The following is a 26,004-nucleotide window of genomic DNA, read 5'->3' on the forward strand; positions in this document are numbered from 1 at the left end:
ATATTACCAAATGTTTATCAAGTAGGTTATTATAATATATAATAAGGAGATTGAATATATTAGGAAGTAGGTTCATAATATGGAAATTAAAAATATTGCTGAAGTATTAAATGATGCATTAGAATATGGTCGCAAGTACATAAATAAAGGAAATGTTGCAACGTATATTCCTGAATTAGCTAAAGTGGACAAGAATTTGCTTGGAGTTAGTATAGTTACGATGGGTGGTAAGAGATACCATGCAGGAGATTGGCAGCATGAATTCACTATTCAAAGCATCTCTAAAACGATTTCTCTGATCTTTGCTCTAGAGCATTTTGGATCAGAATATGTGTTTAGTAAAGTAGGTATGGAATCTTCGGGGGATCCATTTAATTCTCTGGACAAACTTGAAATAAAGAATAAATATCCATCAAATCCTTTTATCAATGCTGGTGCCATTGCTGTAGCTGGATTGATTGCTGATAAATATGAATTTGAGGATTATCTAGTATTAGTACGTAGGCTTTGCGGAAGAGATTTAATTGAGGTTGATAAAAACGTATACATATCAGAAAATGAGACAGGCTTGTTGAATCGCTCTATGGCATATCTGATGAAGAATAGCGGTGTTCTTGATACGGATGTGGAAGAGACGTTGAAATTTTATTTCAGAATGTGTTCGATTAAGATGAATACCAATGACTTGGCTAATTATGCATCAATCCTAGCAAACGATGGAGTTGAAGTTAAATCTGGAATTCGATTGATTGATAAATCTACTATAAAAATCCTAAAATCTCTTATGGTGACCTGTGGGATGTATGATGGATCGGGGGAATTTGCTATTAGGGTAGGTATGCCAGCAAAGAGTGGTGTAGGCGGAGGTATCGTAGCTTCCGCTGAAAATAAAATGGGAATCGGAATTTTTGGACCTGCAATTGATACCCAGGGAAACAGTGTAGGAGGTTATCATATTCTTGAATACCTTTCAAATGAGTTAGGATTACATTATTTTAGTAGAGAATTAAGTAATGTGGTGTATTAATTGAAAAATTTTTGTTTCAGTGTCATGGAAAGAAGGTGATTTATGCAGAATTAATTAAATAGCACTTAGAAAATAACTAACAAAAATGTCACAAAATTTTAAGGAGGGATATTATGTATGCAAAATTTATTGGTAGTTTAAGTGGTTATCTATATACTTATCTTTTACCACTACTATTAATTGGAGGGGGACTGTACTTTTCATTTAAAACTAAATTTGTTCAACTACGTTTGTTAAAGGAATCTATAAAAGTTGTAAATGAACCTGCAGAAAATGAAAAAGCTATGTCCTCATTCCAGGCTTTGATGGTTTCTACAGCTTCCAGAGTTGGAACGGGAAATATTGTTGGTGTATCTACAGCAATATGTATAGGTGGAGCTGGATCAGTATTTTGGATGTGGGTTGTAGCTTTTCTAGGTGCATCATCTGCTTTCGTTGAAAGTACCCTTGCACAAATCTACAAGAAACGTGACAAGGATGGAGGTTCATATGGTGGACCAGCACATTATATTGAAGATGGATTGAAGAACAAGACTTTAGGTATGATTTTTGCAATAATTTTAATTCTAACATATATGGTGGGCTTTAACATGCTAGCAGCATATAATATTAATTCTGCATTTGCAACATATAGTTTTTACAATCCTAAATCAACTCCAATGATTGTAGGAGCAGTTTTAGCAGTGTTGACTGGAGCTAGTATTTTTGGTGGTGGAAAGAAATTAAGTGAAATTGCTTCATTGCTTGTTCCAATAATGTCAGTAACGTATATTATCATAGCATTTATCATAATATTTAAAAATATAGGTATTATTCCAGCCATGTTTGCTGATATATTCTCACAAGCATTTGACTTCAAGGCTATATTTGGTGGTTTCGCTGGATCAGCTGTAATGATGGGATTAAAAAGAGGATTATATTCCAATGAAGCGGGTATCGGTTCGGCACCAAATGCTGCAGCTGCAGCTGATGTATCCCATCCAGTAAAACAGGGATTGGTTCAGATGATGTCAGTATATCTAGATACATGGATAATTTGTACAGCAACTGCAATCATGCTTTTAGCTTCAGGAGTTTCTCCAACTCCAGAAATTGCTGGTGCAGCATATAATGTAGCTGCATTGACTAATAACTTTGGAGTATTTGGACAGCATTTCTTCACATTTGCATTATTTCTATTTGGATTTACAACCTTAATTGGAAACTATTTCTACTCGGAAGCTAACTTGAAATATATATTTGGTGAAAAGACAAGCAAAAGCACTTTGAATGTTTTCCGTACTATAGCAGTACTTGTTATATTACTTGGTACAGGAATGGAATTCGGTGTTGCATGGGATACAGCGGATGTATTTATGGCAGCAATGGCATTAATTAATATTCCAGCAATATTCATATTAAAAAATCCAGTAATTGCTTGTATGAATGACTATATTGAGCAGAGAAAAAGTGGAGAGAACCCAGTGTTCAAAGCTTCCTCAATCAAATTGAAAGATAAGACAGATTTCTGGAATTAGTTACTCAAGCAAATAGAATATTAGGTATTGATTTAAATTAATGTGAAATAAAGACCTTAAGAATTTATAATCCTAAGGTCTTTTGTCAATTAATATATTTCTAATATTCAATATTAGACCCTTTAGTTTTCTTCGATGTGTCATATCCTAACTCATAATATTGATTATTATTGAATTGAAAAGTTTTAATTACGTCAAGTCCAAGTTTTTTAGTATGGGCATTATAAGAACGAGGGTTGATTTGATTAATAAAGGTAATTAAAATAGGGTATCTTTTATTCATTTGAATTCTTGAGAACTCAAAAAGATTTAAAAGGACTTCAGAACCACGATAATCCTTATGAATGCAAACTGGTCCATATTGATAAGAGTTTTCTGTAGAAAGAATTTGACCTAGATATTTTGTAGCTGGTAAGTCGTTTATCATATGTTGAAACAGAGGCCATGCAGACCAATATTTCCAAGATGCAGCCATGGCATAAGCTATTACTCTGTCACCATCACAGGCTATAGCAAGTCCATTTTCTATTTGGATTAATTCCTTAAACTGCTCTTCTGTAAATAAAGTTGTAACAAATCCATCAGCTTTATCCTCTTCACTTATAGTTGACACATGATACCTTTGTTGTAATTCTGAAATAGCAGGAATATCTTCTAATGTGGCATTTCTATATTTCATTAAAATCTCTCCTTTTCATATTTAGTGTAGTGCACCCTACACTGACTTATTTTATATTTGCTTCATAATGCTCTTCATTAAGTCTCACTACTTCAAGTTCTTTTTTATTCTCATTCAATTTCAATGCTAAACTTTGAATTCCAAAGAATTCTGTGAAAGTATGACTCCCAATGATAAGATTTATCCTTTTAAACTTAGCATATTGAATCGTATATAAATTACATTCACCTGTAATGTATACATCACACTTATTTTCAACTGCTTCCTTAAGGCAAGTTGTTGGCCCTCCATTACCACAGACTAAGCCCACTCGCTTCACCTTTTTATCATTAAACCGCCAAAATTTAACTGGTTCTTCAAGTAGATTTTCAATATTTTTTACTAATTCATTAAATTCAATTTCTTCATCATATTCTGCGACTCTACCAAAATATAACCCTTCCCATTCGTGGGTTCTTTTAACATTTTCTAAATTCAATTTTTTTAATAAACTATCATTTGTTCCAAAGTTACAGTCATCAAGTGGCAAGTGATTATAGTAGTGACTTATACCATACTCTGCTAGTTTTTCTATGCATGCCTCTTTTAATCCATATATTTCATCCCATGCATCGTGGTGTGTCATCATCATATCAACTCCATGAATTCTTGCTTCCTCTATAGTTTCAAGCGTTAGGTTAACACAGTATCCTAATTTTTTAACTTTTTTATCTGCATGGTATGTAATTCCAGATTCACTAGAATAGATTTCCTTACTTGTTACATTAAAAAGATCATTAATTCTTTCAACAATATGTGAAACATCCATATACTTACCACCTCATTTTCATCATGTTTTGCCTTCAATTCTCATTATTACCTTGGTTGTAATTAATTTTTTTGTATTACATCATAATACAAAAAAAATTTGTGTACTTACATTTTTTCATACAGCTTACCTCTTAGTATCTCTAATTGGGATTTTAAGTTGTGCAATACCTGTTTTAGTTATTTCACCACAAAGATAATAGTTATATTTCAGTTCTTTACTGTTCCAAATTTGTTCTAAGCAATTGTCATGCCTAAGATTAATATGTCAGTACCACACCATCCTGTTTCTCTTAGTAAAATATAAATAGCTAAATTTGTATTTATTTTCAGTTAATTTATATTGTAGTTGATTAACAATATTATGTCCATAATTGTTTTTAATTAATTTATTAATAATCTGTTGACAATAGATCTTTGTTTTTATCTTATTACTCTTATATGCTATACTTAAATAATAAAAATAATTTTCATTTAAAAGACAGGAAGTGAGTTTATGAAAGGTGATATGACAAGGGGGAATACCTCAAAACTTTTAGTATCTTTTGCGGTTCCTATGATGCTTGGAAACATATTTCAGCAATTATATAATACTGCGGACTCAATAATAGTGGGTAGATTTGTTGGTAAGGAGGCTCTAGCTGCGGTGGGAGTTGCCAATCCCATTATGTCACTGGTGATTTTCTTTATTGTAGGAATTTGCATGGGGGCCCTAGTTCTTATGGCACAATTCTTTGGTGCTGATGAAAAAGAAAAGTTAAAAAGGGAAGTTTCTACAGCTTTAGTTGCAGGAACTATATTTACTTTATTTTTATCAGTCATGAGTATAATGCTTTCTAAAAGGGTTCTTATATTAACGGGAACTCCGAATAATATAATTAAAGATGCAGATATTTATTTAAAGATAGTTTTTGGTGGGCTTATATTTTCCTTTATATATAACTTTTACTCATCAGCACTTAGAGCCACTGGAAATTCTAGAACCCCAGTAAATTTTCTTGTTATTTCCGCTATAATAAATGTGGTTTTAGATTTGATATTTATAAGAGTTTTCCACTGGGGGGTAGCAGGGGCGGCTATTGCTACAGTGGTTGCACAAGCTATATCAGCAATACTTTGTATTTTATATGTATACTTAAAGGTTCCTATATTACATATAGAAAGAAAGGAATTAGTTGTTGATAAGGAGCTTCTAAAAACTACCATAAACTATAGCTGGGTTTCTGCTATGCAACAAACCTGTTTGTATATTGGCAAAATATTAGTACAAGGTGTAGTCAATTCTTTTGGAACAGATGCCATTGCTGCCTTTAGTGCAGTTACAAGAATAGAGGCCTTCGCCATAGCACCAGCTGGAAGCATTGCAGATGCGGTTACTACTTATACAGCTCAAAATAATGGTGCAGGAAAGAAAGATAGATTAAAAGAAGGCTATCGTCAGGGAAGTATAATTAGTGCCACTTACAGTATTTTTATAACTTCAATTATTTTCTTTGGTGGAAATTTAATCATGCAGTTTTTTGTTCCAGAGACGGAAGTTGGGGTAATTTCAATTGGGGTGGAATATTTAAAGATAATGGGATTATTCTACATGCTCTCTGCACTTTGCAATATATTCCAAGGATTTTTCCGCGGAGTAGGAAAGCCAAGAATAACTTTAATTGCTACACTAATTTCAATATCTTTTAGAGTTATTATTTCCTATGTGCTTGCACCTTACTTTGGCATGACAAGTGTTGCTTACGGAGTTATTGCAGGATGGATGTCTATGCTTTGTTATGAAATGATACAATTTAGAAGTTACTTAAGAAAAAATATGATGTAATATTGAGTAGTATAATATATAATAAATCAGTGATAATGGCAAGAACTAAAAATATATTTGATTTACTAGGAGTGATGAAGTGAAAGGCTTAAAAAATTTTTTAAAAGGTATAGCTGTAGGAGTTGCTACTTTGGTTCCAGGAGTAAGTGGGGGTACTATGGCAATTATATTAGGTATTTATGATGATTTAATTCATGCTATAAGCTCATTTTTTAAGGATTGGAAAAAGCATACTAAGCTACTATTAGAGATTGGATTTGGAGGAATTTTAGGTATATTGCTTTTTAGTCGTTTGTTAGAAAATGCTCTAAATAAATATCCTCATATAATGAGATTTTTATTTATGGGTATAATTATTGGAGGATTACCACTTCTTTATCGCAAGGCCACTGCCTCTGGTAAAAGGGATAAAAAGGATTTTATATTTGCTATATTAGGATTTACAATGGTTTTATTACTATCTGCAGAACCTACTGTAACTACCACTATGGCTACTTCTCAAGGTATATTAAGCATGGTATTTTTGTTTATTGCAGGAATAGTTATGGCCATAGCTTTAGTATTACCAGGAATAAGTGGTTCTTTTATGCTATTAGTTTTAGGGTTATATAATGTTACCCTTAATGCAATAAATGATTTAAATATTCCATTTTTAATTCCATTTGGTTTAGGTATAGTAGTAGGTACTTTAGCTACCACAAAAATTATAGAAAGTTTTCTTCAAAAGCACCCTAATAAAGCTTATATGCTTATAATAGGGTTCGTGGTAGGCTCTTTGCTTCCAGTATTTCCTGGGGTGCCATCAACCTCTCAGCTTATACCATCTGCTATGGTATTTATTATAGGCTTTATAATGATATTTTGGTTAGGTAAAAAAGGCATTACAGACTAATATAATTTACTCAATTTACAAATACTGTTATAATAAAATCAATATTATAAAATTTGTGGGAGGATTATATATGAGTAAGATAACTTTGGATCTAAGTTATACAAAGCCTTATCTAAGGGAAGAAGAAGTTGGGTATTTAGAGCCTTATATAAACGAAGCTCATGACATGCTGCATAATGGCACAGGTGCAGGTAATGATTATATAGGATGGATAGACTTACCTTTAAATTATGATAAGGATGAATTTGAAAGAATTAAAGAAGCTGCAAAAATTATAAAAAGTAATTCAAAGGCTTTGATAGTTATAGGTATAGGTGGATCTTATTTGGGAGCTAGAGCAGCTATTGAAGCTTTAGGTAATAGCTTTTATAACAATTTATCAGGGGAAGAGAGAAAAACTCCAGCTATATTTTATGTTGGAAATAATATAAGTTCTACATATATTTATGATTTAATTAATTTAGTTAAAGATATGGATTTTTCTATTAATGTTATTTCAAAATCAGGTACTACCACAGAACCTGCTATAGCATTTAGATTATTTAAAGATTTAATTGAAAAGAAGTATGGGAAAGAGGAAAGTAAAAATAGAATATTTGTAACTACAGATAAGGAAAAGGGAGCACTGAAGTCTCTAGCAGACAAAGAAGGATATAAAACCTTTGTAATTCCAGATGATGTAGGGGGAAGATATTCTGTTCTTACTGCAGTTGGATTACTTCCCATAGCTGTAGCTGGTATAGATATAGATAAGATGATGAAGGGTGCCTTTGATGCTAGAGAAGATTTTATGGCTAAGGATTTACATAAGAATCCTTGCTATAGATATGCCGCAGCAAGAAATGCTCTCTATAGAAAAGGTAAATCTATAGAGATTATGGCTAACTTTGAACCTTGTTTGCATTATTTTGGCGAGTGGTGGAAACAGTTATATGGCGAAAGTGAAGGAAAGGACGGAAAGGGTATATTCCCAGCAGCAGTTGATTTGTCAACGGATCTACATTCCATGGGACAATATATTCAAGATGGTCTTAGAATAATATTTGAAACCTTTATAAATGTAGAAAAGCCTAGAGAAGAAATTATAATAGAAAAAGATAAGGAAAACTCCGATGGGTTAAACTTCCTAAGTGGAAAGACTATGGATTTTGTAAATAAACAGGCTTTAAGAGGAACCGTATTAGCTCATAATGATGGAGGAGTTCCTGCTATAATTGTGAGTATTCCAGAGTTAACGCCTTATTATTTTGGTTATGCTGTATATTTCTTTGAAAAAGCTTGTGGAATTAGTGGATATCTTTTAGGGGTTAATCCTTTTGACCAACCAGGAGTAGAAGACTATAAAAAGAATATGTTTTCACTTCTTGGGAAACCAGGATTTGAAGATTTAAAAGAAAAGTTAGAAGAAAGGTTAAATGATTAAAATAATATGCGTATTTTAGTAGATGCAGATGCTTGCCCTGGAAGAAACTTAATTGAAAAGGCAGCAAAGGAAAATAATATATCCGTAATAATGTATTGTGATATGAATCATATATTAAATAGCGACTATAGCGAGATAAAATATGTAGAAGCAGGTTTTCAAAGTGTAGATATGGTTATTGCCAATGAGACTAAGGCGGGAGATATAGTTGTTACTCAAGATTTTGGAGTAGCAGCCATGTGTCTAGGCAAAAAGGCTTATGCCGTAAGTCCTAAGGGATTTATCTATGATAATGACAATATAGATAGATTATTATTTGAAAGACATATTGGAGCAAAGGTTAGAAAAGCTGGAGGAAGAACTTCCAATCCCAAAAAAAGAAGCAAGGAAGATGATGAGAGGCTTTATAGGAATTTAGTAAAACTTATTGAAGGAGTTTTGCTAGAGAATAGATGAATATTACTCGTTTTTTAGATAAGTAGTTGAAAGTGTAAAAAAGTCCTGCGGAATTTTATTAATATAAAAATTCCGCAGGACTTTTTCATTAACTAATCATCTAGAAATCTAAAAAACTATTTAACTAAATAAAACCGTCATACTAACTCCGTCTACCTCTATATAATCACCAGAAAATGTTCTTATAGCAGTAGAGCTTATTAAGTCTCTTGTGCCCACTAAATTCCATTCTTTTTCAGGTATATTTATCCACTGCGAATTTTTATTGGAATTATAAATTATTAGAATATCTCTCCAAGAGTCTCCATTAGCATGGTCTTTTAATAAGAAGGCTACTACATTGCTAGGAGTATTTTCTATGAATTCTAAGTCATTGTCTATAATTTCTTTACTATTCATTCTAAAGGCAGGATGTTCTTTTCTAAGTTTTATTAAGTCTTTATAGTAGGAAAATACATCGCCGAATTTATATATTCTATCATAATCCATCCAATTTATATGATCCGATGAACGGAAACTATTTTCTACAAAGCTTTTACTTCTACAAAATTCCACTCCTGAATGAATAAAAGGTATGCCTTGACTAGTAAATACAATAGCATTACATAATTTATGCATATATTTCTTATCTTCCAAGCTATCATATTCGCAGTTTAAATTAATCCTATCCCATAGAGTATGGTTGTCGTGACAGGAAACATAATTTATTCCTTGATAAGGAGAAGAAAAAATCCCTTTAACACAGGCTTTTATATTATTTTCCATGCCTTGTTTTCCTGTAGCAAATCCAGTATCCCTATAATTAAAAACATGTCCTTTAATACTATCTCTTATTAAGTCATTGAAATGACCTACTTTAGGCATTTGATAATGGTGGTCTTTTATAGCTCTTTTTTCTATAGGTAGTGTTGTGGAAAGATTCCAACCTTCACCATAAAGCATTAAAGATTCATCTATCTTGTCTAGGGTATATCTAATAAGATTAACAGTTTCTATGTCATGAAGTCCCATTAAGTCCATTCTAAAACCATCTATATGATATTCAGTAACCCAATATTTAATTGAATCTACTATAAATTTTCTCATCATCAAATGCTCAGATGCAGTATCATTACCACAGGCACTTCCGTTACTAAGAAAACCTTCATTGTTATACCTTAAATAGTAACCTGGAAATATTTTTTGAAAATTATTATCCTGGGCATCCCATAGATGATTGTAAACCACGTCCATATTTATTCTAAAGCCATTTTCATGAAGAGATAAAACCATTTTCTTTAATTCGTAAATTCTGATATAAGGGTCATAAGGGTTTGTGGAAAGGCTTCCTTCTGGAGCATTATAATTTTGAGGGTCATATCCCCAATTATAGAAGGATAAGGGGTTTTGCTCGTCAACACTTCTATGAGAAAAATCATAAAAAGGCATTATTTGAAGGTGGGTTATTCCTAGCTCTTTCAAGTGATTTAAAATGGGGTACTCAGTCAATCCTAAATATTTGCCTTTATGGAAAACTCCACTATTAGGATACATAGATATGTCTCTTATGCTGACTTCGTATATTATGCTATCTGTAAAATTATTAAGAGTAGGGGAAGTAACTTCTTTCCAGCCAGGAGGATTAGTTTTATTCATATCAATAATAGCTCCCCTGTGGCCATTAATACCTAGCGCTTTAGCATAAGGGTCTACCGCTTCGTAAGTTTCATTATATACATTTACTTTGTAAGTATAAAAATGACCTTCTAGGTTTTCTTCTAAAGTACAGGTCCATACTCCAAAATCTCCTTCCTTCATAGGAATTTCTCTTGGAATTTCCTCCACTCCTATGTTTCCGCTATAGTATATTAATAGGTTTATGGAAGTGGCAGCGGGGGACCAAATATTAAAGGTTGAACTATTACCATTATACTTAAATCCTAATTCCCCTTCAAAATAATATCTGGAGTTGAAGGCTTCAGAAGAATAAAGAGGATAGTAATGCACTTTATACTCTACCTTATCATAATATAGGTAGGTTTCATTTTTTATATTTATATCTTCTATTAAAAAAATTTCTATATTATTTTCTTTTATGGTGTAATTAGCTATAGATATGGGGAAATAGCCGTTATAAATAAATAAATTATTTATATTAAAATTATCTAAGTTTATAAATTTTAATATGATTTTGGAAAAATTTGATAAAAATGCTATATTAATCAAAATTTTATCCTCCTTAAATTTTTATATAATATTATAATATTAAAGATATTACTAAATGTAAACAAAGACCTATGACAATATATGGATACATAGTATAATATATAATAGGGAAATTGTGGTGGGGAGTTGATTACATGGATGAAATAAATATTTTATTTAGTTTTAATAGTCCTCAAGAAAAGGGAAAAGAAATAAAAATAACTGTGGAAAATAATATAAAAGAAGAAATGCTATATAAATTTTTTGTAGGGGCTAACGGAGTATGGGATATTATAAAAGATTTTAATGAAGAAAATTGGACAAGCTGGACGCCAAAGGAAGATGGAAAATACACCATAATGGTACAAGCTAAGAAAAAGGATAGTAATAAATTATTTGATTACGTTATAAGAAATGATTATATTATTGGAAAAGCTGAAGGGAATTTAATAGCTAACTTTAACATTGATAAAAAAACCGTTAAGGTGGGAGAAAAAATTAGGGTTAAAGTTAACTCTAATAAGGATTCTTTAATGTATAGATATTGGATTAGAGAAGAATATAGCTGGAATTTGATAAAGGATTATTCTCCAGAGAATGTCATGGTGTTTACGGCTAAAACTCCTGGGATAAATGAAATATTAGTTGAATGTAAAGAGGCTAATTCAAGTAATAATTATGATGATTTTGCTAAGATAGAATTTGAAGTATTTCCATTAGAAAAGGTAGATATAAAAAATTTCAAGTGTTTAACAAAGGAATTATTAGTAGAGAAGGAACTAATATTCCAAGTAGAGGTAAATTCCTCGGATAACAGAACAATTCTTTATAAATTTGTAAAACTTAATCCTGATGGCTCAAACCTGTGCATGCAAGATTATTCTAACAGAAGAATGGTGAGTTTTGAAGAAAAGGAAAGTGGAGAGTACAAGCTTTTATGTTATGTAAAGGATATGTATTCTCAAAAGGAATATGATGATGTGGCAGCAATTAATTATAAGGTAAAAAAATATAAAGGTATAGAAATAAAAAGTTTTACTACAGATAAAATATCACCTCAAATCTGCGATACTGAAATATTATTTAAAGCTGTTGTTTCAGGAGGAAAGGATTTAGTTTATAGGTACATAATTGATGGTAACTATGGTGAAGACTCAGGATTTATAAGGGAAGACAGCTATGTTTGGACACCTAAAATGGCAGGGGACTATAAGATTACTCTTTGGGTTAAGGATAGTTCTTATAATAGTAACTATGAAGCTAAAGAAGAGATTAATTTTATTATTGACGAGAAGAGTAAGGATAATGTATATATAGAAGAAGTTATATTAGATAAGGGAAATAATATTATTATTGGAGAAAGCTTAGTGGCTAAAGTAAGAGCTTTTGGGGGAATGAATTTAAGATATAGCTTTATTTTAAAAAAAGACAATATTATAAAGTCTATTATTGATTACGGTAGTAGTAATTGGGCAAGATTTGCCCCCGCTGAAGAAGGAAAATATGAACTTCAAATTAGAGTAAAGGATAAATACTCAAAAAGAGAATATGATAGTCACCAAATTATTTATTTAAATGCTTTTGAATATTTCCCAGCATCTATACAGTATATATTATATCCCTCTAAAGATTATTTTTTATGTGGAGATAATATAGTATTTGATGTGGTAACTACCAGTAATAAGGATACTTTAGTAAAGTATGTGCTAAAAATTAACGGGCATAAGGTGGAAGAAAGTGATTACACCTTTAACAAAAAATATAGTTTCCTTCCTAAGTGCAGTGGGGTATACTTATTACATATATATGCTAAAAATACAAAAAGCAAAGAAATTTTTGATAATAAAAAAGATATTAAAATTGAGGTTAGAGATGCTCTACCGATTACAGGAACAAAAATAAAATGTGATAGAAGAAAAATAAAGGTAAATGAACCTGTAATATTCTCTGTAGACAACAGCGGTGGTAAAGATGTATTATATGAATTTTATATGATGGATAATGAAGAGTGGATAAAGGTTCAAAGCTACAGCAAGCAAAACAACTACAGTTTAGTACCTTTTATTCAAGGAAACTTTAAATTACTGGCATTATGTAAAAGCAATTATAATAAATGCTCCTATGAAGATTATGATATGTTTGAGTTTGAAGTAGTTTAGATAGGTTGGTGATGAAATGAATATTAATGATTCAAAAAAGGTAGAACAGTTTCTTCAGTTGCAGTTAATGAAAGAAGTTTTACAAAAAAGCATAGGAGACTCTCCTGCTTTTTCATTAGTTATGGAAAGTTTAACAAATGCCATGATGGGAGAAGATAAAAGTTTAATAAATTATATAAAGGAAGAAAAGAAGAGTAATGGAAGTATTGAAGATATAGTTAAAAAGGCTTCTGAAAAATTTTCTATAGATGAAGATCTAATTTTGGCAGTAATAAAGCAAGAATCTTCTTTTGACCCTAATGCAACCTCTCATGCAGGAGCGATGGGACTTATGCAATTAATGCCAGGAACAGCAGATTACTTAGGGGTGAATAACCCTTATGATATTGAGGAAAATATAAATGGTGGTACAAAATACTTAAGAGAGCTTTTAGACCTTTATGGAAACAGAAAAGAAATGGCGCTAGCGGCTTATAATGCAGGGCCAGGAACATTGCAAAATAGAGGAGTAAAAGATCCTAATCAAATTGACAGATTACCTTATGAAACTAGGGATTATGTACAAAAGGTTATGAAGTACTACGGGAAGTAAAAATTACTTTGGAGGTAACAAATGGAAAGACTAGATAAAATACTAGCTAATTTAGGACATGGTACAAGGAAAGAAGTTAAAGTTTTGGTGAAAAGGGGAGCAGTAGAAGTAGATGGTGTTTTAGCAAAGGACCCTGGAATGAACTTAGATCCTAATTCATCTATAATAAAGGTAGACGGAGAAGAAATAAAGTACAGGAAGTATATTTATTTAATGATGAATAAACCACCTGGTGTTATTTCTGCTACGTATGACAATAGGGAAGAAACTGTTATAGACCTACTTTGGCCAGAGCATCAAGCCTTTGACCCATTTCCAGTGGGAAGATTAGATAAGGATACAGTGGGACTACTTTTATTAACTAATGATGGTGAATTAAATCATAAATTAATCTCTCCTAAATGGAATGTAAATAAAATTTATTATGCAGAAATAGATAAGGAAGTGGGAGAAGAAGATATAAAAGCATTCGAAGAGGGCATAGTATTAGATGACGGATATAAATGCATGCCAGGAAAACTTGAAATAAAACATGCAAATATTCATGGTTCTGAAGTATATGTTACAATACAGGAAGGAAAATATCATCAAGTTAAAAGAATGTTTGAATCCTTAGATAAAAAAGTAGTTTATTTAAAGAGAATTAAATTTGGAAACTTAGAGCTAGATAAGACCTTAGAAGAGGGCGCTTACAGAGAGCTTACAGAAGAAGAATTTGATATATTGAATAAGTTTGAATAAGGAACCATTTTTTTGAAGTTAACGAAAAATGAATTATTTCACGCATGTTAATAAAATATTAATATTTTTTCTTGCAATACATCTTGAAAATAAGCCATAAATTATATATAATAAGGTTGCAAGAATAAATAAAGGAATGAATAGCCCCCTTTTATTTATTGAACAACCCATGCCCCAATGGGTTGTTTTGCCTTTTTTGTGAGAATTATTTTGAAATGCAAAAAATTCAGTTTATAGATGTAGATATATTTCTATATTAATGTTAAAATTTAATTAGTATTATTAATTTGCAAGGAGCTGAATGTTGTGAGTGGATATAAGTCTAAAATTCAAAGCAATGAAATCGATTTTTTATGTGAGGCTATATTAAAATTACAGACCATAGAAGAGTGCTATAGATTTTTTGATGACCTTTGCACTATAAATGAAATTCAAGCATTAAGTCAAAGGATGCAAGTAGCAAAAATGTTAAAAGATAAAAGGACTTATCAAGATATATCTGTAACAACAGGGGCTAGTACTGCTACTATTAGCAGAGTTAATAGATGTTTAAACTATGGTAGTGATGGATATGAAATTGTATTATCAAGGTTAGAAGAAAATAAATAAATATATTATTAAAAGAACTGATTTAATTAACATTAAGTCAGTTCTTTTGGTTTTATATGTTTTTGAAAATTAAAAATTTACTAAAAATTATAAAAATAAAAAGGATAAAATTCATTAATGTAGAATAATTACTAAAATATGGTATTATATTGATAATAAGTGGAATATGGGAGGAAGATATATGGGAGATAATTTAAAATTAACTAATTATATTGATGAATTAGAAAATGAAATTATAGAAATAAGAAGAGATTTACATAAATATGCTGAATCAGGGTGGACTGAATTTAGGACTGCATCAAAAATAGCCAAATACTTAGATGACTTAGGTTATGAAATTAAACTAGGAGAGGACATTTTCAATAAAGAATATATGATGGGGTTACCTACTAAAGAAGAGTTAAAAGCACATAGGTCAAGAGCTTTATCTCAGGGAGGGATTAAAGAATATATAGAAAAAATGGAAGATGGATATACAGGGGTAGTTGGAATATTAGATACTGGACGACAAGGAAAAACTATAGCTTTTAGATTTGATATTGACTCTAATGATGGAGTAGAAAGTAACTCTTTAGAGCATAGACCCTTTAAAGAAGGATTTGTATCCGTTAATAAGGGAGCTATGCACACTTGTGGTCATGATGGACATGCTTCAATTGGACTTGCTTTGTCAAAGGTATTTAAAAAGTTCGAAGAGAAATTAAATGGGAAAATTATTTTAATATTTCAACCAGCGGAAGAAGGTACAAGAGGAGCAAAAGCTATGGCTTATAGCCATATATTAGATGATGTAGATTACTTAATTAGTGGTCACTTAGGATTTTCATCTAATACTGTAGGAGAAATAGTATGCAATACGGGAGGGTTTTTCTCCACAACTAAAATGGATGTAACTTTTAAAGGAAGAAGTTCCCATGCAGGAGCATCACCAGAGAAGGGCAAGAATGCATTATTAGGTGCAGCAACGGCTACTTTAAATCTTCATACCCTTTGTCAACATAAAGAGGGCATAGGAAGAATTAATGTAGGAGTTCTAAATGGAGGTACAGGAAGAAATGTAATTCCTGAGCTTGCAGAGATGAAAATAGAAACTAGAGGAGAAAATAATAATATTAATAATTATATAACAGAAAGAGCAATAGAAATTATAAAGGCATCAGCAATTATGTATGATTTAGAATGTGAAATTAAAATTGTTGGTGGAGCTGAAAGTGCAAATAGTGATACAGAATTATCTAAAATAATTGAAAAAGTAGGAAGGGATTTAGATGATATAAAGAGCATAGTAGAACAGGCTAAGCTTGGTGGTTCTGAAGATGTGACTTATATGATGAATAAGGTTCAACAAAATGGTGGTAAGGCAGTATATGTAATATTTGGCACAACTCTTGCTGCAGATCATCACAATAGCTCCTTTGACTTTGATGAAGGGGCACTAAAGATAGCTGCAAAGGTTTATGCAAGTACTGCTTTTGAATTAAATAGAAGGGAGGAAAAAGTTTAAGATTGAACCTTAATTATAAAAATTAAAGATAGGGGGTATGTTTGTGAATACAGAGAAAAAAATAGTTAATCAGAAAAAAGCTGGGGGTTTTTTAGGTTGGGTAGAAAGGGTAGGTAATAAAATACCTCATCCATTTATATTATTTTTATGGCTAATAGTTATAGTGTGGATAGCTTCCTTTATTTGTGCTAAAATGGGAGTTTCCGTTAAGAATCCCGTAGATGGAAAAGTTGTTGCAGTTAAAAACTTACTATCGGGAGAAGGCATAAGATATATGCTAGAAAATATGATTAAAAATTTTACAGGGTTTGCGCCTCTAGGATTAGTTCTAACCATGACTCTTGGTATAGGTATGGCAGAACAGGTTGGATTTATGACAACTTTCATGAAAGAAACCATTCTTGGTGCATCACCTAAAGTGCTTACGTTTATGATCATGTTAATTGGTATATGTGGAAATATAGCTTCAGATGCTGCTATAGTTGTTATTCCAGCCATTGCAGCAGTTATATTTGTTTCTGTGGGTAGGCATCCATTGGCTGGTATTGCCATAGGATATGCTTCTACTACAGCAGGATTCAGCGCAAACTTAATAGTAGCTGGAACAGATGCTTTACTTGCAGGTATTACTACAGAGTCTCTACAAATTGTCAATAAGGGTGGTTCCATAACTCCAGTAAGTAACTGGTACTTTATGGCTGCATCTACCATAATATTAGCAGTAATAGGTACATTAATATCAGAAAGAATAATAGAACCAAGATTAGGTGTTTATAAAGGAAAAAAACAAGTTACTCATGAACCTGTAAAAGCGGAAGAAAAGAAGGGGTTAAGAAAAGCAGGAATTGCTGCACTAATATATGTATTAGGCTTAATTGCAATATTAATTCCAAAAACTAGCTTTTTAAGAGATCCAAAGACTCATACTTTAGTACCATCTCCTTTCCTAAATTCAATAATACCATTATTACTATTCCTATTTATACTAGTATCCTATGTTTATGGTAAGGAAGTTGGAAAAATTAAAACTATGGCAGATGTACCTAAATACATGTCCATAGCTATAAAAGACATGGCATCATATATAGTTCTTGTATTTGTTATTGGTCAATTTATAGCATACTTTAACTGGAGTAACTTAGGATATGCTATAGCTGTAAATGGAGCTAATGGTTTAAAGGCGGCTAATTTAACAGGAATACCACTATTTATACTATTTATTTTATTTGTAGCTTTTGTAAATTTATTTATTGGAAGTGGTTCAGCAAAATGGTCATTACTAGCGCCAATATTTGTTCCGATGTTTTATTTATTAGACTATAATCCAGCATTAACTCAAATGCTCTATAGAATAGGAGACTCCACCACTAATATTATTTCTCCATTATTCCCTTATTTCCCAATAATTTTAGGATTATTTTATGAATATGATGAGGAATCAGGAGTGGGAACGGTATTATCTTTAATGATACCATACAGTATAATTCTACTAATTACTTGGATAATATTTGCTGTTATTTGGTATATGATTGGATTACCATTAGGACCAGGAGCCCCTATAAGATAAAGTGAGGTGTGTTATTTGACTAAAGAAATTATTAATAAATTAATTGAAGAAAACTTAGAGAAAGTTATAGATATAAGAAGAGATATACATGCTAATCCAGAGCTTGGAATGGAAGAGAATAGAACTGCTGAGGTTATTTATGATAATCTTCAAGGGTTAGAGCTTAAAATCCAAACAAGAGTAGGAAAAACAGGGGTTGTTGCTCTTTTAGAAGGAGACAAAGAAGGAAAAACCATCATGCTTAGAGCTGATATGGATGCTCTTCCTATTGAAGAGCAAACTAACTTACCCTATAAATCCTTAAACAAAAATATTATGCATGCCTGTGGACATGACTTTCATACAGCTATACTTTTAGGAGCAGCTAAGGTGTTATCCAATATGAGGGAGGAAATTAAGGGGAATATTAAATTTGTATTTCAACCTGCAGAGGAGTGTAACCCTACAGGTGGAGCAAATTATATGATTGAAGACGGAGTTTTGGAGAATCCTAAGGTAGATGCAGCTCTCGCCCTTCATGTGTGGGACATACCTTTAGGTAAATTAGCTTTAAAGCCTGGGGCTATGATGGCTCAATCGGATAGAATATTCATTAAAGTAAAAGGAAAAAGTGCCCATGGATCAGCTCCACATCAGGGGACAGATGCTATTGTAGGAGCAGCTCATGTTATAACTGCATTGCAAACCATAGTAAGTAGAAATATAAGCCCACTTGATAGTGGAGTTGTAACTTTAGGGGTTATACAAGGTGGATATAGATACAATGTAATACCGGATGAGGTGAATTTAGAGGGAACTGTTAGAACCTTTGCTCCTCACGTAGCTGCTATTATGCCAGGTAGAATTGAAACCGTTGTTAAAAATGTTTGTGAAGCCTTAGGGTGTGGTTATGAATTTCAATATGTCTATGGATACCCGTTAACATATAATGATGAAACTCTAACAGAACAGGTCACAGAATCTTTAAAGAAAACTTTTGGGGAAGAAAATATAATTATACCATTAAATCCTGCCACAGGAGCAGAAGACTTTTCATTCTTTAATAAACATGTACCCTGCACATTCATGTGGTTAGGATGTAAATCAGAATTAAATGAAGACTGTTGCGTAGTTCATAATCCTACCTTTACTGGAGATGAAAGGGCAATAAAAATAGGTATAGAAGCATTGTGTAATACAGCTTTAGATTTATTAAAATAAAAATGTTTTAATATTAACTTTTATAGTATGGAATTTGCATTATGAAAAACATTGATTAAGCATTAGAAAGTCTTTATTTCTGACTTTAAAATACCGTAAAAAGCCTTATATGTCCGAGCAAAGCGAGTTTATAAGGCTTAGGTATTTTAAACAAAAGAAATAGTAGACTTTCTTTGCGTAGCGAAGGTTTTAGGGAATGCAAATTCCATACTTTTATTTTAATCTTAAACAGAACATCTTCTTAACATTTAGTTAAAATAAATTAAAAGATGATTAAATAGGTGTTTAAATGTTATAATATAAACTAGTTTAAGTTATTAGAAACAGGGAGTGAAAATTTAATGGATTTAAGTAAATTATTAAATAAGGAGCAATTTGAAGCAGCCAGCACTGTAGAAGGTCCATTACTGATACTTGCAGGAGCAGGATCAGGAAAAACCAGAGTTTTAACTTATAGAATAGCCCATCTAATTAAAAATTTAGGGGTATACCCTTCACAAATATTAGCTATTACTTTTACAAATAAAGCAGCAAGTGAAATGAAAGAAAGAGTTAAAAATATTGTTGGAAGTGAAACTGACAATATGTGGATAACCACTTTTCACTCAAGTTGTGTAAGGATACTTAGAAGAGAAGGGGACAAAATAGGATACAATAAAAACTTTGCTATATATGACAGTTATGACCAAAAAACTTTAATGAAGGAATGTTTAAAGGAACTAAATATCAGCGATAAAGATATTGATGAGAAAACAGCTTTAAATAAAATAGGAGAGTTTAAAGACAATTTAATTACTACAGAAGAAGTAGTTAAAATGGGATATAGCAATTTTAGAGTAAAGAGATTAGGAGAAATATACTCTTTGTACCAAAAGAAGTTAAAATCCAATAATGCCATGGATTTTGATGATTTAATATTTAATACGGTAACATTATTTAAGAAAAATCCAGATGTTATAGATTTTTATAGAAGAAAATTTAAGTATATTATGGTAGATGAATACCAGGATACCAATAAGTCTCAATATGAATTTGCTAGATTGCTTGCTGAAGAGCATAAAAATATATGCGTTGTGGGTGACGATGATCAATGTATCTATGCTTGGAGAGGAGCGGACATAAGAAATATACTTGAATTTGAAAGAGATTACCCAAATGCTAAGATAATTAAGTTAGAACAAAATTATAGATCCGTTAGCAATATTTTAGATGCTGCTAATGTGGTTATAAAAAATAATAGTAATAGAAAAAGTAAAGTTCTTAGAACAAATAATGAAAAAGGTGAAAAAATTAAAATATATAGAGGATACTCGGATTTAGAAGAAGTTCAATTTATTTCCTCAGAAATAAAAAAGCTAGCTAAGGAAGAAGAGAGAAGTTTTAAAGACTTTGCCATATTATATAGAACTAATGCACAGTCTCGTATTTTTGAAGAATCTTTTATGAGAAATAACATACCTTATAAAATAGTTGGTGGGCTTAAGTTCTATGACAGAAAAGAAATAAAAGATATACTTTCATATTTAAAATTAATTAATAATCCTCTAGATGATGTAAGTTTAAAAAGAGTAATTAATGTTCCTAAAAGAGGAATTGGAGATAGTACCGTGGACAAGATTCAAGACTTCTCAAATTCCATGGAAGAGTGTATGTATAGTGTATTACTAGATGTGGATAACATAGGGTTATCCTCTAGGGCAGTGGCTTCAATTAATAAATTTATAAGCTTAATAAATAGTTTTATAAGAAAAAGAGATGACATAAATGTGTCAAAATTAATTGAGGAAATACTTCAAAGTACTGGATACATAGATGAGCTTCAAAAATCAAATAATATTGAGGATATAAGCAGAATTGAAAATTTAAAAGAATTAGTATCTGCTGCTGTACATTTTGAAGGTAATTCTGAAGATAAAAGTCTTTCAGCATTTTTAGAACAAGTTACTTTAGTTTCAGATATAGATAAATATGATGAGGATGCGGATGCGGTGGTTTTAATGACAGTTCATAGTGCTAAGGGACTAGAGTTCCCAGTTGTATTTATGGCTGGAATGGAAAATGGTATATTCCCAGGTGCTCAATCTTTAGAGGATGAGGAAGAGATGGAGGAGTCTAGAAGACTTTGTTATGTTGGAATAACAAGAGCAAAGGAAAAGTTATATATGACTTCTGCGGAGAGAAGAAATATTTTCGGAAGAACAGTAGCTTATGCAGAATCAGAATTTATCAATGAAATTGCTATGGATTTAAGGGAAAGTATTAGTCCGAAAAAGAATAGTTACAATGACTATTACAATAGAAGAAGCGTATATACAAATAATGAGTATTCTTCTGCTAATAGTGTGATATTGAATAAAGTGGAAATTAATAAAGAGACTAAAGCAGAAGAGGAAGAAAAAAGCAAATTAACCTCAAAGGAAGTAAGGCCAGGGTCAAAAGTAAGACACGAGAAATTTGGTATTGGAACTGTAATAAGTGCAATAGAAAGCGGAGAAGATGTAAAACTTACCGTTGCCTTTGACAAAATGGGAGTAAAAATATTGATGCTTAGCGTGGCACCTTTAGAAGCGGTTTAGGGGGTAAGTCTTTTGAGTATTGAAGATAAAAACAAAACGAGTATGGAATTGCTTGTAGAAGAATTAAATAAATATGCTTATGAATATTATGTTTTAGATAATCCATCTATATCTGATAAAGAGTATGATAAAAAATATGATGAATTAGTTAAATTAGAAAAAGAAACAGGAATTATACTTTCTTATTCTCCTACGCAAAGGGTAGGGGATAGGGTTTTATCCCAATTTGAAAAATATCAGCATAGGGGAAGGCTTTGGAGTTTAGATAAGGGACAAAATATAAATGCTATAAGAGAGTGGCATAATAGAAATTTAAAAGCCATCCTTCAGTATAATAGTATCAATGAAGATAAATTACCCATGCCTACATATATATTGACAAAAAAGTTCGATGGACTTAGTATAAATTGTACCTATGATGAAAGTGGAATTTTAATAAAGGCTGCTACTAGAGGAACGGGAGTAATTGGAGAAGATATTACAGAGCAAGTTAAAACTATAAAATCATTGCCTTTAAGAATTAAAAACAATTATCTTTTTGAAATTCACGGAGAAGCCATAATGACTAAGAGGGCTTTTGAAGAATATAATAAAAATGCATTGATTCCCTTGAAGAATCTTAGAAATGGAGCAGCTGGTGCTTTAAGGAATTTAAATCTTAGAGAAACAGCCAAGAGAAATTTATCTGCTTATTTTTATGATATAAAATATAGTGAAGGAGAACCTTTTGAGACCTATACTGAAATGTTAGCATTCATAAAAGAAATGGGTTTTCCTATGGATGACTATATAAAAAGATGTAGCTCTATAGAGGAGATCGAAGAGGAAATAGAGTATATTAATAGTATAAGAAGTAAGCTAGATTATGATATAGACGGCATTGTTATAGCAATAGATCATATGAAAACAAGAGAACTATTAGGATATACAATAAAGTTTCCTAAATGGGCTATTGCATACAAATTTGAGGCAGAAGAAGCTACTACTATTTTACAAGAAGTAGAATGGAATGTAGGGAGAAGTGGAAGAGTGACACCAACAGCTCTTTTAGAGCCTGTGGAATTATCCGGAGCTACGGTAAAGAGAGCTACTTTAAATAATATGGATGACATACAAAGGAAAGGTGTTAAAATAGGCAGTGAGGTATATATAAGACGTTCTAATGATGTTATACCAGAAATAATTGGAGTAGTAGAAGATAGTCTTCAAAATGGAAAAGATATAGAACCACCTAGCAAATGTCCTTATTGTCATAGCGAATTAATTCAAGAGGGGGTACATTTATTTTGTGAAAATACATTATCTTGTAAACCTCAAATGGTTAAGAGCATAGTTCATTTTGCTAGTAGGGAAGCTATGAATATAGAAGGATTTAGTGAGAAAACTGCAGAACAATTTTTTGAACAGCTAAATATTAAATCAATAGGAGATTTATATAGAGTAAAGAAGGAAGAATTACTAACCTTAGAAAAGTTCGGAGAAAAGAAGGCTAATAATATTTTAAACGCCATAGAGGGAAGCAAAACTCCGGAGTTATCTTCCTTTATATATGCATTAGGAATACCCAATGTAGGAAAAAAAACAGCAAAGGATTTAGTAAAAAGTTTTAAAACTTTGGATAATATAAAAAATGCATCCATTGAAGAACTCACCATGATTAAAGACATTGGAGAAAAAGTAGCTGAAAGTATAATAGAATTTTTTAAGCAGGAAAAAATAATTAATAGTTTAAATGAATTATTAGAACTTGGCATAAATCCAGTGACTGACACTTTAGAAGTAGAGGGGGATAATCCTTTTAAAGATAAGACTGTAGTTGTAACAGGTTCCTTGGAAAATTACGGAAGAGTAGAAATAAAAGAAAAGCTAGAGAGCTTAGGGGCGAAGGTTTCTGGGAGTGTTAGTAAAAAAACTCACTATGTGCTGGTTGGAAAAGAACCTGGTTCTAAGTATGATAAGGCTAAGGAATTAGGAATAAGAATATTAAATGAAGAAGAATTTAACCAAATGATTAAAAATTAGTTTTATATAGATAAGGAGTTGGAGAGTAGAAATGAGAAGAACTATTAGATTGTTGGGATGGGGAACTGTTTTTATTACAGTTATAGCTATAATATTAACCATGCTTACTACCTATCAATTTGTATATATTAAATATTTTAATAGCTACTATGTTCTACAGTGGTGCCTCTTCTTTACTATGATTATATGGGCAATAAACTTTATTGATTTAAAAAATATAAAAAAAGTTTACCCTATTGTTTGTGGTGCATTAGCTGCGGGAAGTATATTTTTTATAATTATGAAAGTGTATTAAAGGTGAAAGATATCGACAAACTCTTTCGAGATGTTGATATCTTTTTTGACTATGAATAACAATGTAAAAAAATAATTTTTATGATACAATATAAATGTTATTTTTAAGTATAGATAAATTTACCAAGAAAGTGAGGGAGTAAAATGTCAATTACTAGAAAAGATGTAGAGCAAGTAAGTCAATTAGCTAGAATTGAATTAAAAGAAGAAGAAAAAGAGGCTTTAATAGAAGACCTTAATAAAGTACTATCATACATGGAAAAATTAAATGAATTGGACACTGAAAACGTAGATATAGTGGTAAATCCTTATTATGTAGAAAATGTATTTAGAGAAGATAAAATAGAAGCTTCTATGGATATAAAAAAGGTGCTAGGAAATGCCCCTGGAAAGTTAGAAGAATACATATTAGTTCCACAAATTATAGATGGAGAGTAATTAGGAATAAAGGAGGTTAAAAATATGGAATTACATAATCGTACAGCTCATGAGCTTAAGAGTATGATAAAAAATAAAGAAGTAAAAGTAGAAGAAGTAGTAAATAGCTTTATAGATAGAATAGAAAAAGTTGACGAAAAAATAGGAGCCTATCTTTATTCAGGAAAAGAAGAAGCTATAATTATGGCAAAGAAACTTGATGAAAAGATTTCAAAGGGAGAAGAGTTAAAAGGTTTAGGAGGAGTTCCTGTATCTATAAAAGACAATATTAGTGTCTTAGGAATGCAAAATACCTGTGCTTCAAAAATATTAGAAGGATATGTGTCTCCCTACGATTCTCATGTAGTAGAAAGAATAAAAGAAGAAGACGGAATTATTCTTGGGAAGCTAAACATGGATGAATTTGCAATGGGTTCTTCTAATGAAAATAGCAGCTATAGAGCAGTTAGAAATCCATGGGATTTAGAAAGAGTTCCAGGGGGTTCTTCAGGTGGTTCTGCCGCTGCAGTATCAGCTATGGAAACTCCATTAGCCTTAGGTACAGATACAGGAGGTTCTGTAAGACAGCCAGCAGCTCTATGTGGAATTGTAGGGCTTAAGCCTACTTATGGTAGAGTTTCTAGATATGGAGTAGTAGCTTTTGGATCTACTCTTGATCAAGTTGGAGTCATGTCAAAGGACGTAGAAGATTCAGCACTTCTTATGGAACAAATTGCAGGTGGAGATAGAAGAGATTTTACTTCATCTAATATTGTTGTACCTAAATATAGTGAGTATTTAAATAAAGACATTAAAGGGAAAAAAATAGGTATACCTATGGAGTTTTTTGGTGAAGGATTAGATGAGGGTGTAAGAAAGTCTATAGAAGAAGCTATAAAGGTTTTAAAAGAGAATGGAGCAGAGGTTAAGGAATGTTCCCTTCCACTTACTGATTATGCTTTATCAGCTTATTACATAATATCTAGTGCAGAGGCTTCATCAAACTTAGGTAGATTTGATGGGATAAGATATGGATACAGAACAAAGAACTTTACAGATCCAGTAGACATATACTTTAACACAAGAGATGAAGGTTTTGGTAAAGAAGTAAAGAGAAGAATAATGCTTGGAACTTATGTATTATCTGCAGGATATTACGATGCATATTATAAGAAGGCTTTGAAGGTTAGAAAGCTTATAAAGGATGATTATGAGCGTATATTTAAGGAATTTGATGCTATAATTTCACCTACTTACCCAAGTAAGGCCTTTAAAATAGGAGAAAAGTCAGAAGATATAATGGCTATGTATTTATCAGACGCATATACTGTTCCAGTGAGCGTAGCGGGACTGCCAGCTATGTCTATTCCTTGTGGAATGTCAGAAGGTCTTCCGGTAGGACTTCAGATTATTGGAAATTACTTTAGAGAAGATACTATATTTAATATAGCCTACAGTTACGAACAAAGTACAGATTGGCATAAAATGAGAGCTAAACTATAATTATAAATGG

Annotated in this window: 20 protein-coding genes and 1 pseudogene; 18 read left to right on the top strand and 3 right to left on the bottom strand. The window is 31.6% G+C overall.

All coding sequences use genetic code 11. From position 1 onward, the window contains the following. The first annotated feature begins 94 nt into the window (after positions 1 to 94). Entirely contained in the window at positions 95 to 1,027 is a 933-nt protein-coding gene (gene glsA, locus ABDZ69_RS01860) for a glutaminase A (RefSeq protein WP_425544636.1), read from the top strand. A 113-nt stretch (positions 1,028 to 1,140) separates the two neighbouring features. Continuing rightward, the gene (locus tag ABDZ69_RS01865) at positions 1,141 to 2,544 is read left to right on the top strand and encodes an alanine/glycine:cation symporter family protein (RefSeq protein ID WP_343765911.1); all 1,404 of its coding nucleotides are present in this window, start codon (positions 1,141 to 1,143) and stop codon (positions 2,542 to 2,544) included. A gap of 535 nt (positions 2,545 to 3,079) precedes the next feature. On the opposite strand, the pseudogene ABDZ69_RS17095 reads toward ABDZ69_RS01865, so the two are convergent. Together ABDZ69_RS17095 and ABDZ69_RS01875 are read right to left on the bottom strand one after the other, a co-directional pair. After that, a pseudogene (locus ABDZ69_RS17095) lies at positions 3,080 to 3,193 on the bottom strand (GNAT family acetyltransferase); the annotation flags it as partial. A gap of 76 nt (positions 3,194 to 3,269) precedes the next feature. Continuing rightward, entirely contained in the window at positions 3,270 to 4,031 is a 762-nt protein-coding gene (locus ABDZ69_RS01875) for a Nif3-like dinuclear metal center hexameric protein (protein ID WP_343765915.1), read from the bottom strand. Positions 4,032 to 4,526: 495 nt separating this feature from the next. Here ABDZ69_RS01875 and ABDZ69_RS01880 point away from each other — a divergent pair, with 495 nt between their 5' ends. The 4 genes from ABDZ69_RS01880 (at position 4,527) to ABDZ69_RS01895 (ending at position 8,626) form a co-directional block, all read left to right on the top strand. Then, the gene (locus ABDZ69_RS01880) at positions 4,527 to 5,855 is read left to right on the top strand and encodes an MATE family efflux transporter (RefSeq protein WP_343765918.1); all 1,329 of its coding nucleotides are present in this window, start codon (positions 4,527 to 4,529) and stop codon (positions 5,853 to 5,855) included. 79 nt (positions 5,856 to 5,934) lie between these two features. Beyond that, on the top strand, positions 5,935 to 6,747 hold the full coding sequence (locus ABDZ69_RS01885; RefSeq protein ID WP_343765922.1) for a DUF368 domain-containing protein: 813 nt from the start codon (positions 5,935 to 5,937) through the stop codon (positions 6,745 to 6,747). A 70-nt stretch (positions 6,748 to 6,817) separates the two neighbouring features. Then, positions 6,818 to 8,170 carry a glucose-6-phosphate isomerase gene (locus ABDZ69_RS01890; RefSeq protein ID WP_343765925.1) on the top strand — a complete coding sequence of 451 codons (1,353 nt, stop codon included), beginning with the start codon at positions 6,818 to 6,820 and terminating at the stop codon, positions 8,168 to 8,170. A gap of 6 nt (positions 8,171 to 8,176) precedes the next feature. Further along, entirely contained in the window at positions 8,177 to 8,626 is a 450-nt protein-coding gene (locus tag ABDZ69_RS01895) for a YaiI/YqxD family protein (protein WP_343765928.1), read from the top strand. A 120-nt stretch (positions 8,627 to 8,746) separates the two neighbouring features. On the opposite strand, the gene pulA is transcribed toward ABDZ69_RS01895, so the two are convergent. Then, positions 8,747 to 10,831, bottom strand: a complete 2,085-nt coding sequence (gene pulA / locus ABDZ69_RS01900) for a type I pullulanase (protein WP_343765930.1) — start codon at positions 10,829 to 10,831, stop codon at positions 8,747 to 8,749. Positions 10,832 to 10,965: 134 nt separating this feature from the next. On the opposite strand from pulA, the gene ABDZ69_RS01905 reads away from it, so the two are divergent. From ABDZ69_RS01905 to gatA, 12 genes are all read left to right on the top strand, one after another. Further along, the gene (locus ABDZ69_RS01905) at positions 10,966 to 12,969 is read left to right on the top strand and encodes a triple tyrosine motif-containing protein (protein ID WP_343765932.1); all 2,004 of its coding nucleotides are present in this window, start codon (positions 10,966 to 10,968) and stop codon (positions 12,967 to 12,969) included. Positions 12,970 to 12,985: 16 nt separating this feature from the next. Continuing rightward, the gene (locus ABDZ69_RS01910; protein ID WP_343765936.1) at positions 12,986 to 13,561 is read left to right on the top strand and encodes a lytic transglycosylase domain-containing protein; all 576 of its coding nucleotides are present in this window, start codon (positions 12,986 to 12,988) and stop codon (positions 13,559 to 13,561) included. 21 nt (positions 13,562 to 13,582) lie between these two features. Next, positions 13,583 to 14,302: a pseudouridine synthase gene (locus tag ABDZ69_RS01915; protein ID WP_343765938.1), complete on the top strand. Its 720-nt coding sequence runs from the start codon at positions 13,583 to 13,585 to the stop codon at positions 14,300 to 14,302. Positions 14,303 to 14,608: 306 nt separating this feature from the next. Beyond that, a complete protein-coding gene (locus tag ABDZ69_RS01920) occupies positions 14,609 to 14,911 on the top strand; it encodes a YerC/YecD family TrpR-related protein (RefSeq protein WP_343765940.1) in 303 nt (100 codons plus the stop codon). A 181-nt stretch (positions 14,912 to 15,092) separates the two neighbouring features. Next, positions 15,093 to 16,415 (top strand): M20 family metallo-hydrolase, encoded by a 1,323-nt coding sequence (locus ABDZ69_RS01925; protein ID WP_343765942.1) that lies wholly within the window; start codon positions 15,093 to 15,095, stop codon positions 16,413 to 16,415. Between the two features lie 43 nt (positions 16,416 to 16,458). Next, positions 16,459 to 17,982, top strand: a complete 1,524-nt coding sequence (locus ABDZ69_RS01930) for an AbgT family transporter (RefSeq protein ID WP_343765944.1) — start codon at positions 16,459 to 16,461, stop codon at positions 17,980 to 17,982. Between the two features lie 6 nt (positions 17,983 to 17,988). Continuing rightward, positions 17,989 to 19,182, top strand: a complete 1,194-nt coding sequence (locus ABDZ69_RS01935) for a M20 metallopeptidase family protein (RefSeq protein WP_343765947.1) — start codon at positions 17,989 to 17,991, stop codon at positions 19,180 to 19,182. A 341-nt stretch (positions 19,183 to 19,523) separates the two neighbouring features. Continuing rightward, positions 19,524 to 21,758 carry a DNA helicase PcrA gene (pcrA, locus tag ABDZ69_RS01940; RefSeq protein ID WP_343765950.1) on the top strand — a complete coding sequence of 745 codons (2,235 nt, stop codon included), beginning with the start codon at positions 19,524 to 19,526 and terminating at the stop codon, positions 21,756 to 21,758. 18 nt (positions 21,759 to 21,776) lie between these two features. Next, positions 21,777 to 23,780: an NAD-dependent DNA ligase LigA gene (gene ligA, locus ABDZ69_RS01945; RefSeq protein ID WP_425544637.1), complete on the top strand. Its 2,004-nt coding sequence runs from the start codon at positions 21,777 to 21,779 to the stop codon at positions 23,778 to 23,780. A 31-nt stretch (positions 23,781 to 23,811) separates the two neighbouring features. Further along, positions 23,812 to 24,075, top strand: coding sequence for a hypothetical protein (locus ABDZ69_RS01950; RefSeq protein WP_343765953.1), 264 nt, complete (start codon positions 23,812 to 23,814; stop codon positions 24,073 to 24,075). Positions 24,076 to 24,218: 143 nt separating this feature from the next. After that, positions 24,219 to 24,512 (top strand): Asp-tRNA(Asn)/Glu-tRNA(Gln) amidotransferase subunit GatC, encoded by a 294-nt coding sequence (gatC, locus tag ABDZ69_RS01955; protein ID WP_343765956.1) that lies wholly within the window; start codon positions 24,219 to 24,221, stop codon positions 24,510 to 24,512. 24 nt (positions 24,513 to 24,536) lie between these two features. Beyond that, positions 24,537 to 25,994, top strand: a complete 1,458-nt coding sequence (gene gatA, locus ABDZ69_RS01960; protein ID WP_343765958.1) for an Asp-tRNA(Asn)/Glu-tRNA(Gln) amidotransferase subunit GatA — start codon at positions 24,537 to 24,539, stop codon at positions 25,992 to 25,994. Positions 25,995 to 26,004: the final 10 nt, after the last annotated feature.

Source organism: Clostridium malenominatum (assembly GCF_039521365.1).
GTDB classification, from domain to species: domain Bacteria; phylum Bacillota; class Clostridia; order Clostridiales; family Clostridiaceae; genus Clostridium_AW; species Clostridium_AW malenominatum.

Excerpts from the sequence above, each read along its gene's own strand:
- ABDZ69_RS01865 (WP_343765911.1), top strand. The coding sequence starts at position 1,141 with ATGTATGCAAAATTTATTGGTAGTTTAAGTGGTTATCTATATACTTAT.
- ABDZ69_RS01875 (WP_343765915.1), bottom strand. The coding sequence starts at position 4,031 with ATGGATGTTTCACATATTGTTGAAAGAATTAATGATCTTTTTAATGTA.
- ABDZ69_RS01880 (WP_343765918.1), top strand. The coding sequence starts at position 4,527 with ATGAAAGGTGATATGACAAGGGGGAATACCTCAAAACTTTTAGTATCT.
- ABDZ69_RS01890 (WP_343765925.1), top strand. The coding sequence starts at position 6,818 with ATGAGTAAGATAACTTTGGATCTAAGTTATACAAAGCCTTATCTAAGG.
- ABDZ69_RS01895 (WP_343765928.1), top strand. The coding sequence starts at position 8,177 with ATGCGTATTTTAGTAGATGCAGATGCTTGCCCTGGAAGAAACTTAATT.
- ABDZ69_RS01905 (WP_343765932.1), top strand. The coding sequence starts at position 10,966 with ATGGATGAAATAAATATTTTATTTAGTTTTAATAGTCCTCAAGAAAAG.
- ABDZ69_RS01910 (WP_343765936.1), top strand. The coding sequence starts at position 12,986 with ATGAATATTAATGATTCAAAAAAGGTAGAACAGTTTCTTCAGTTGCAG.
- ABDZ69_RS01915 (WP_343765938.1), top strand. The coding sequence starts at position 13,583 with ATGGAAAGACTAGATAAAATACTAGCTAATTTAGGACATGGTACAAGG.
- ABDZ69_RS01925 (WP_343765942.1), top strand. The coding sequence starts at position 15,093 with ATGGGAGATAATTTAAAATTAACTAATTATATTGATGAATTAGAAAAT.
- pcrA (WP_343765950.1), top strand. The coding sequence starts at position 19,524 with ATGGATTTAAGTAAATTATTAAATAAGGAGCAATTTGAAGCAGCCAGC.
- ABDZ69_RS01950 (WP_343765953.1), top strand. The coding sequence starts at position 23,812 with ATGAGAAGAACTATTAGATTGTTGGGATGGGGAACTGTTTTTATTACA.
- gatC (WP_343765956.1), top strand. The coding sequence starts at position 24,219 with ATGTCAATTACTAGAAAAGATGTAGAGCAAGTAAGTCAATTAGCTAGA.
- gatA (WP_343765958.1), top strand. The coding sequence starts at position 24,537 with ATGGAATTACATAATCGTACAGCTCATGAGCTTAAGAGTATGATAAAA.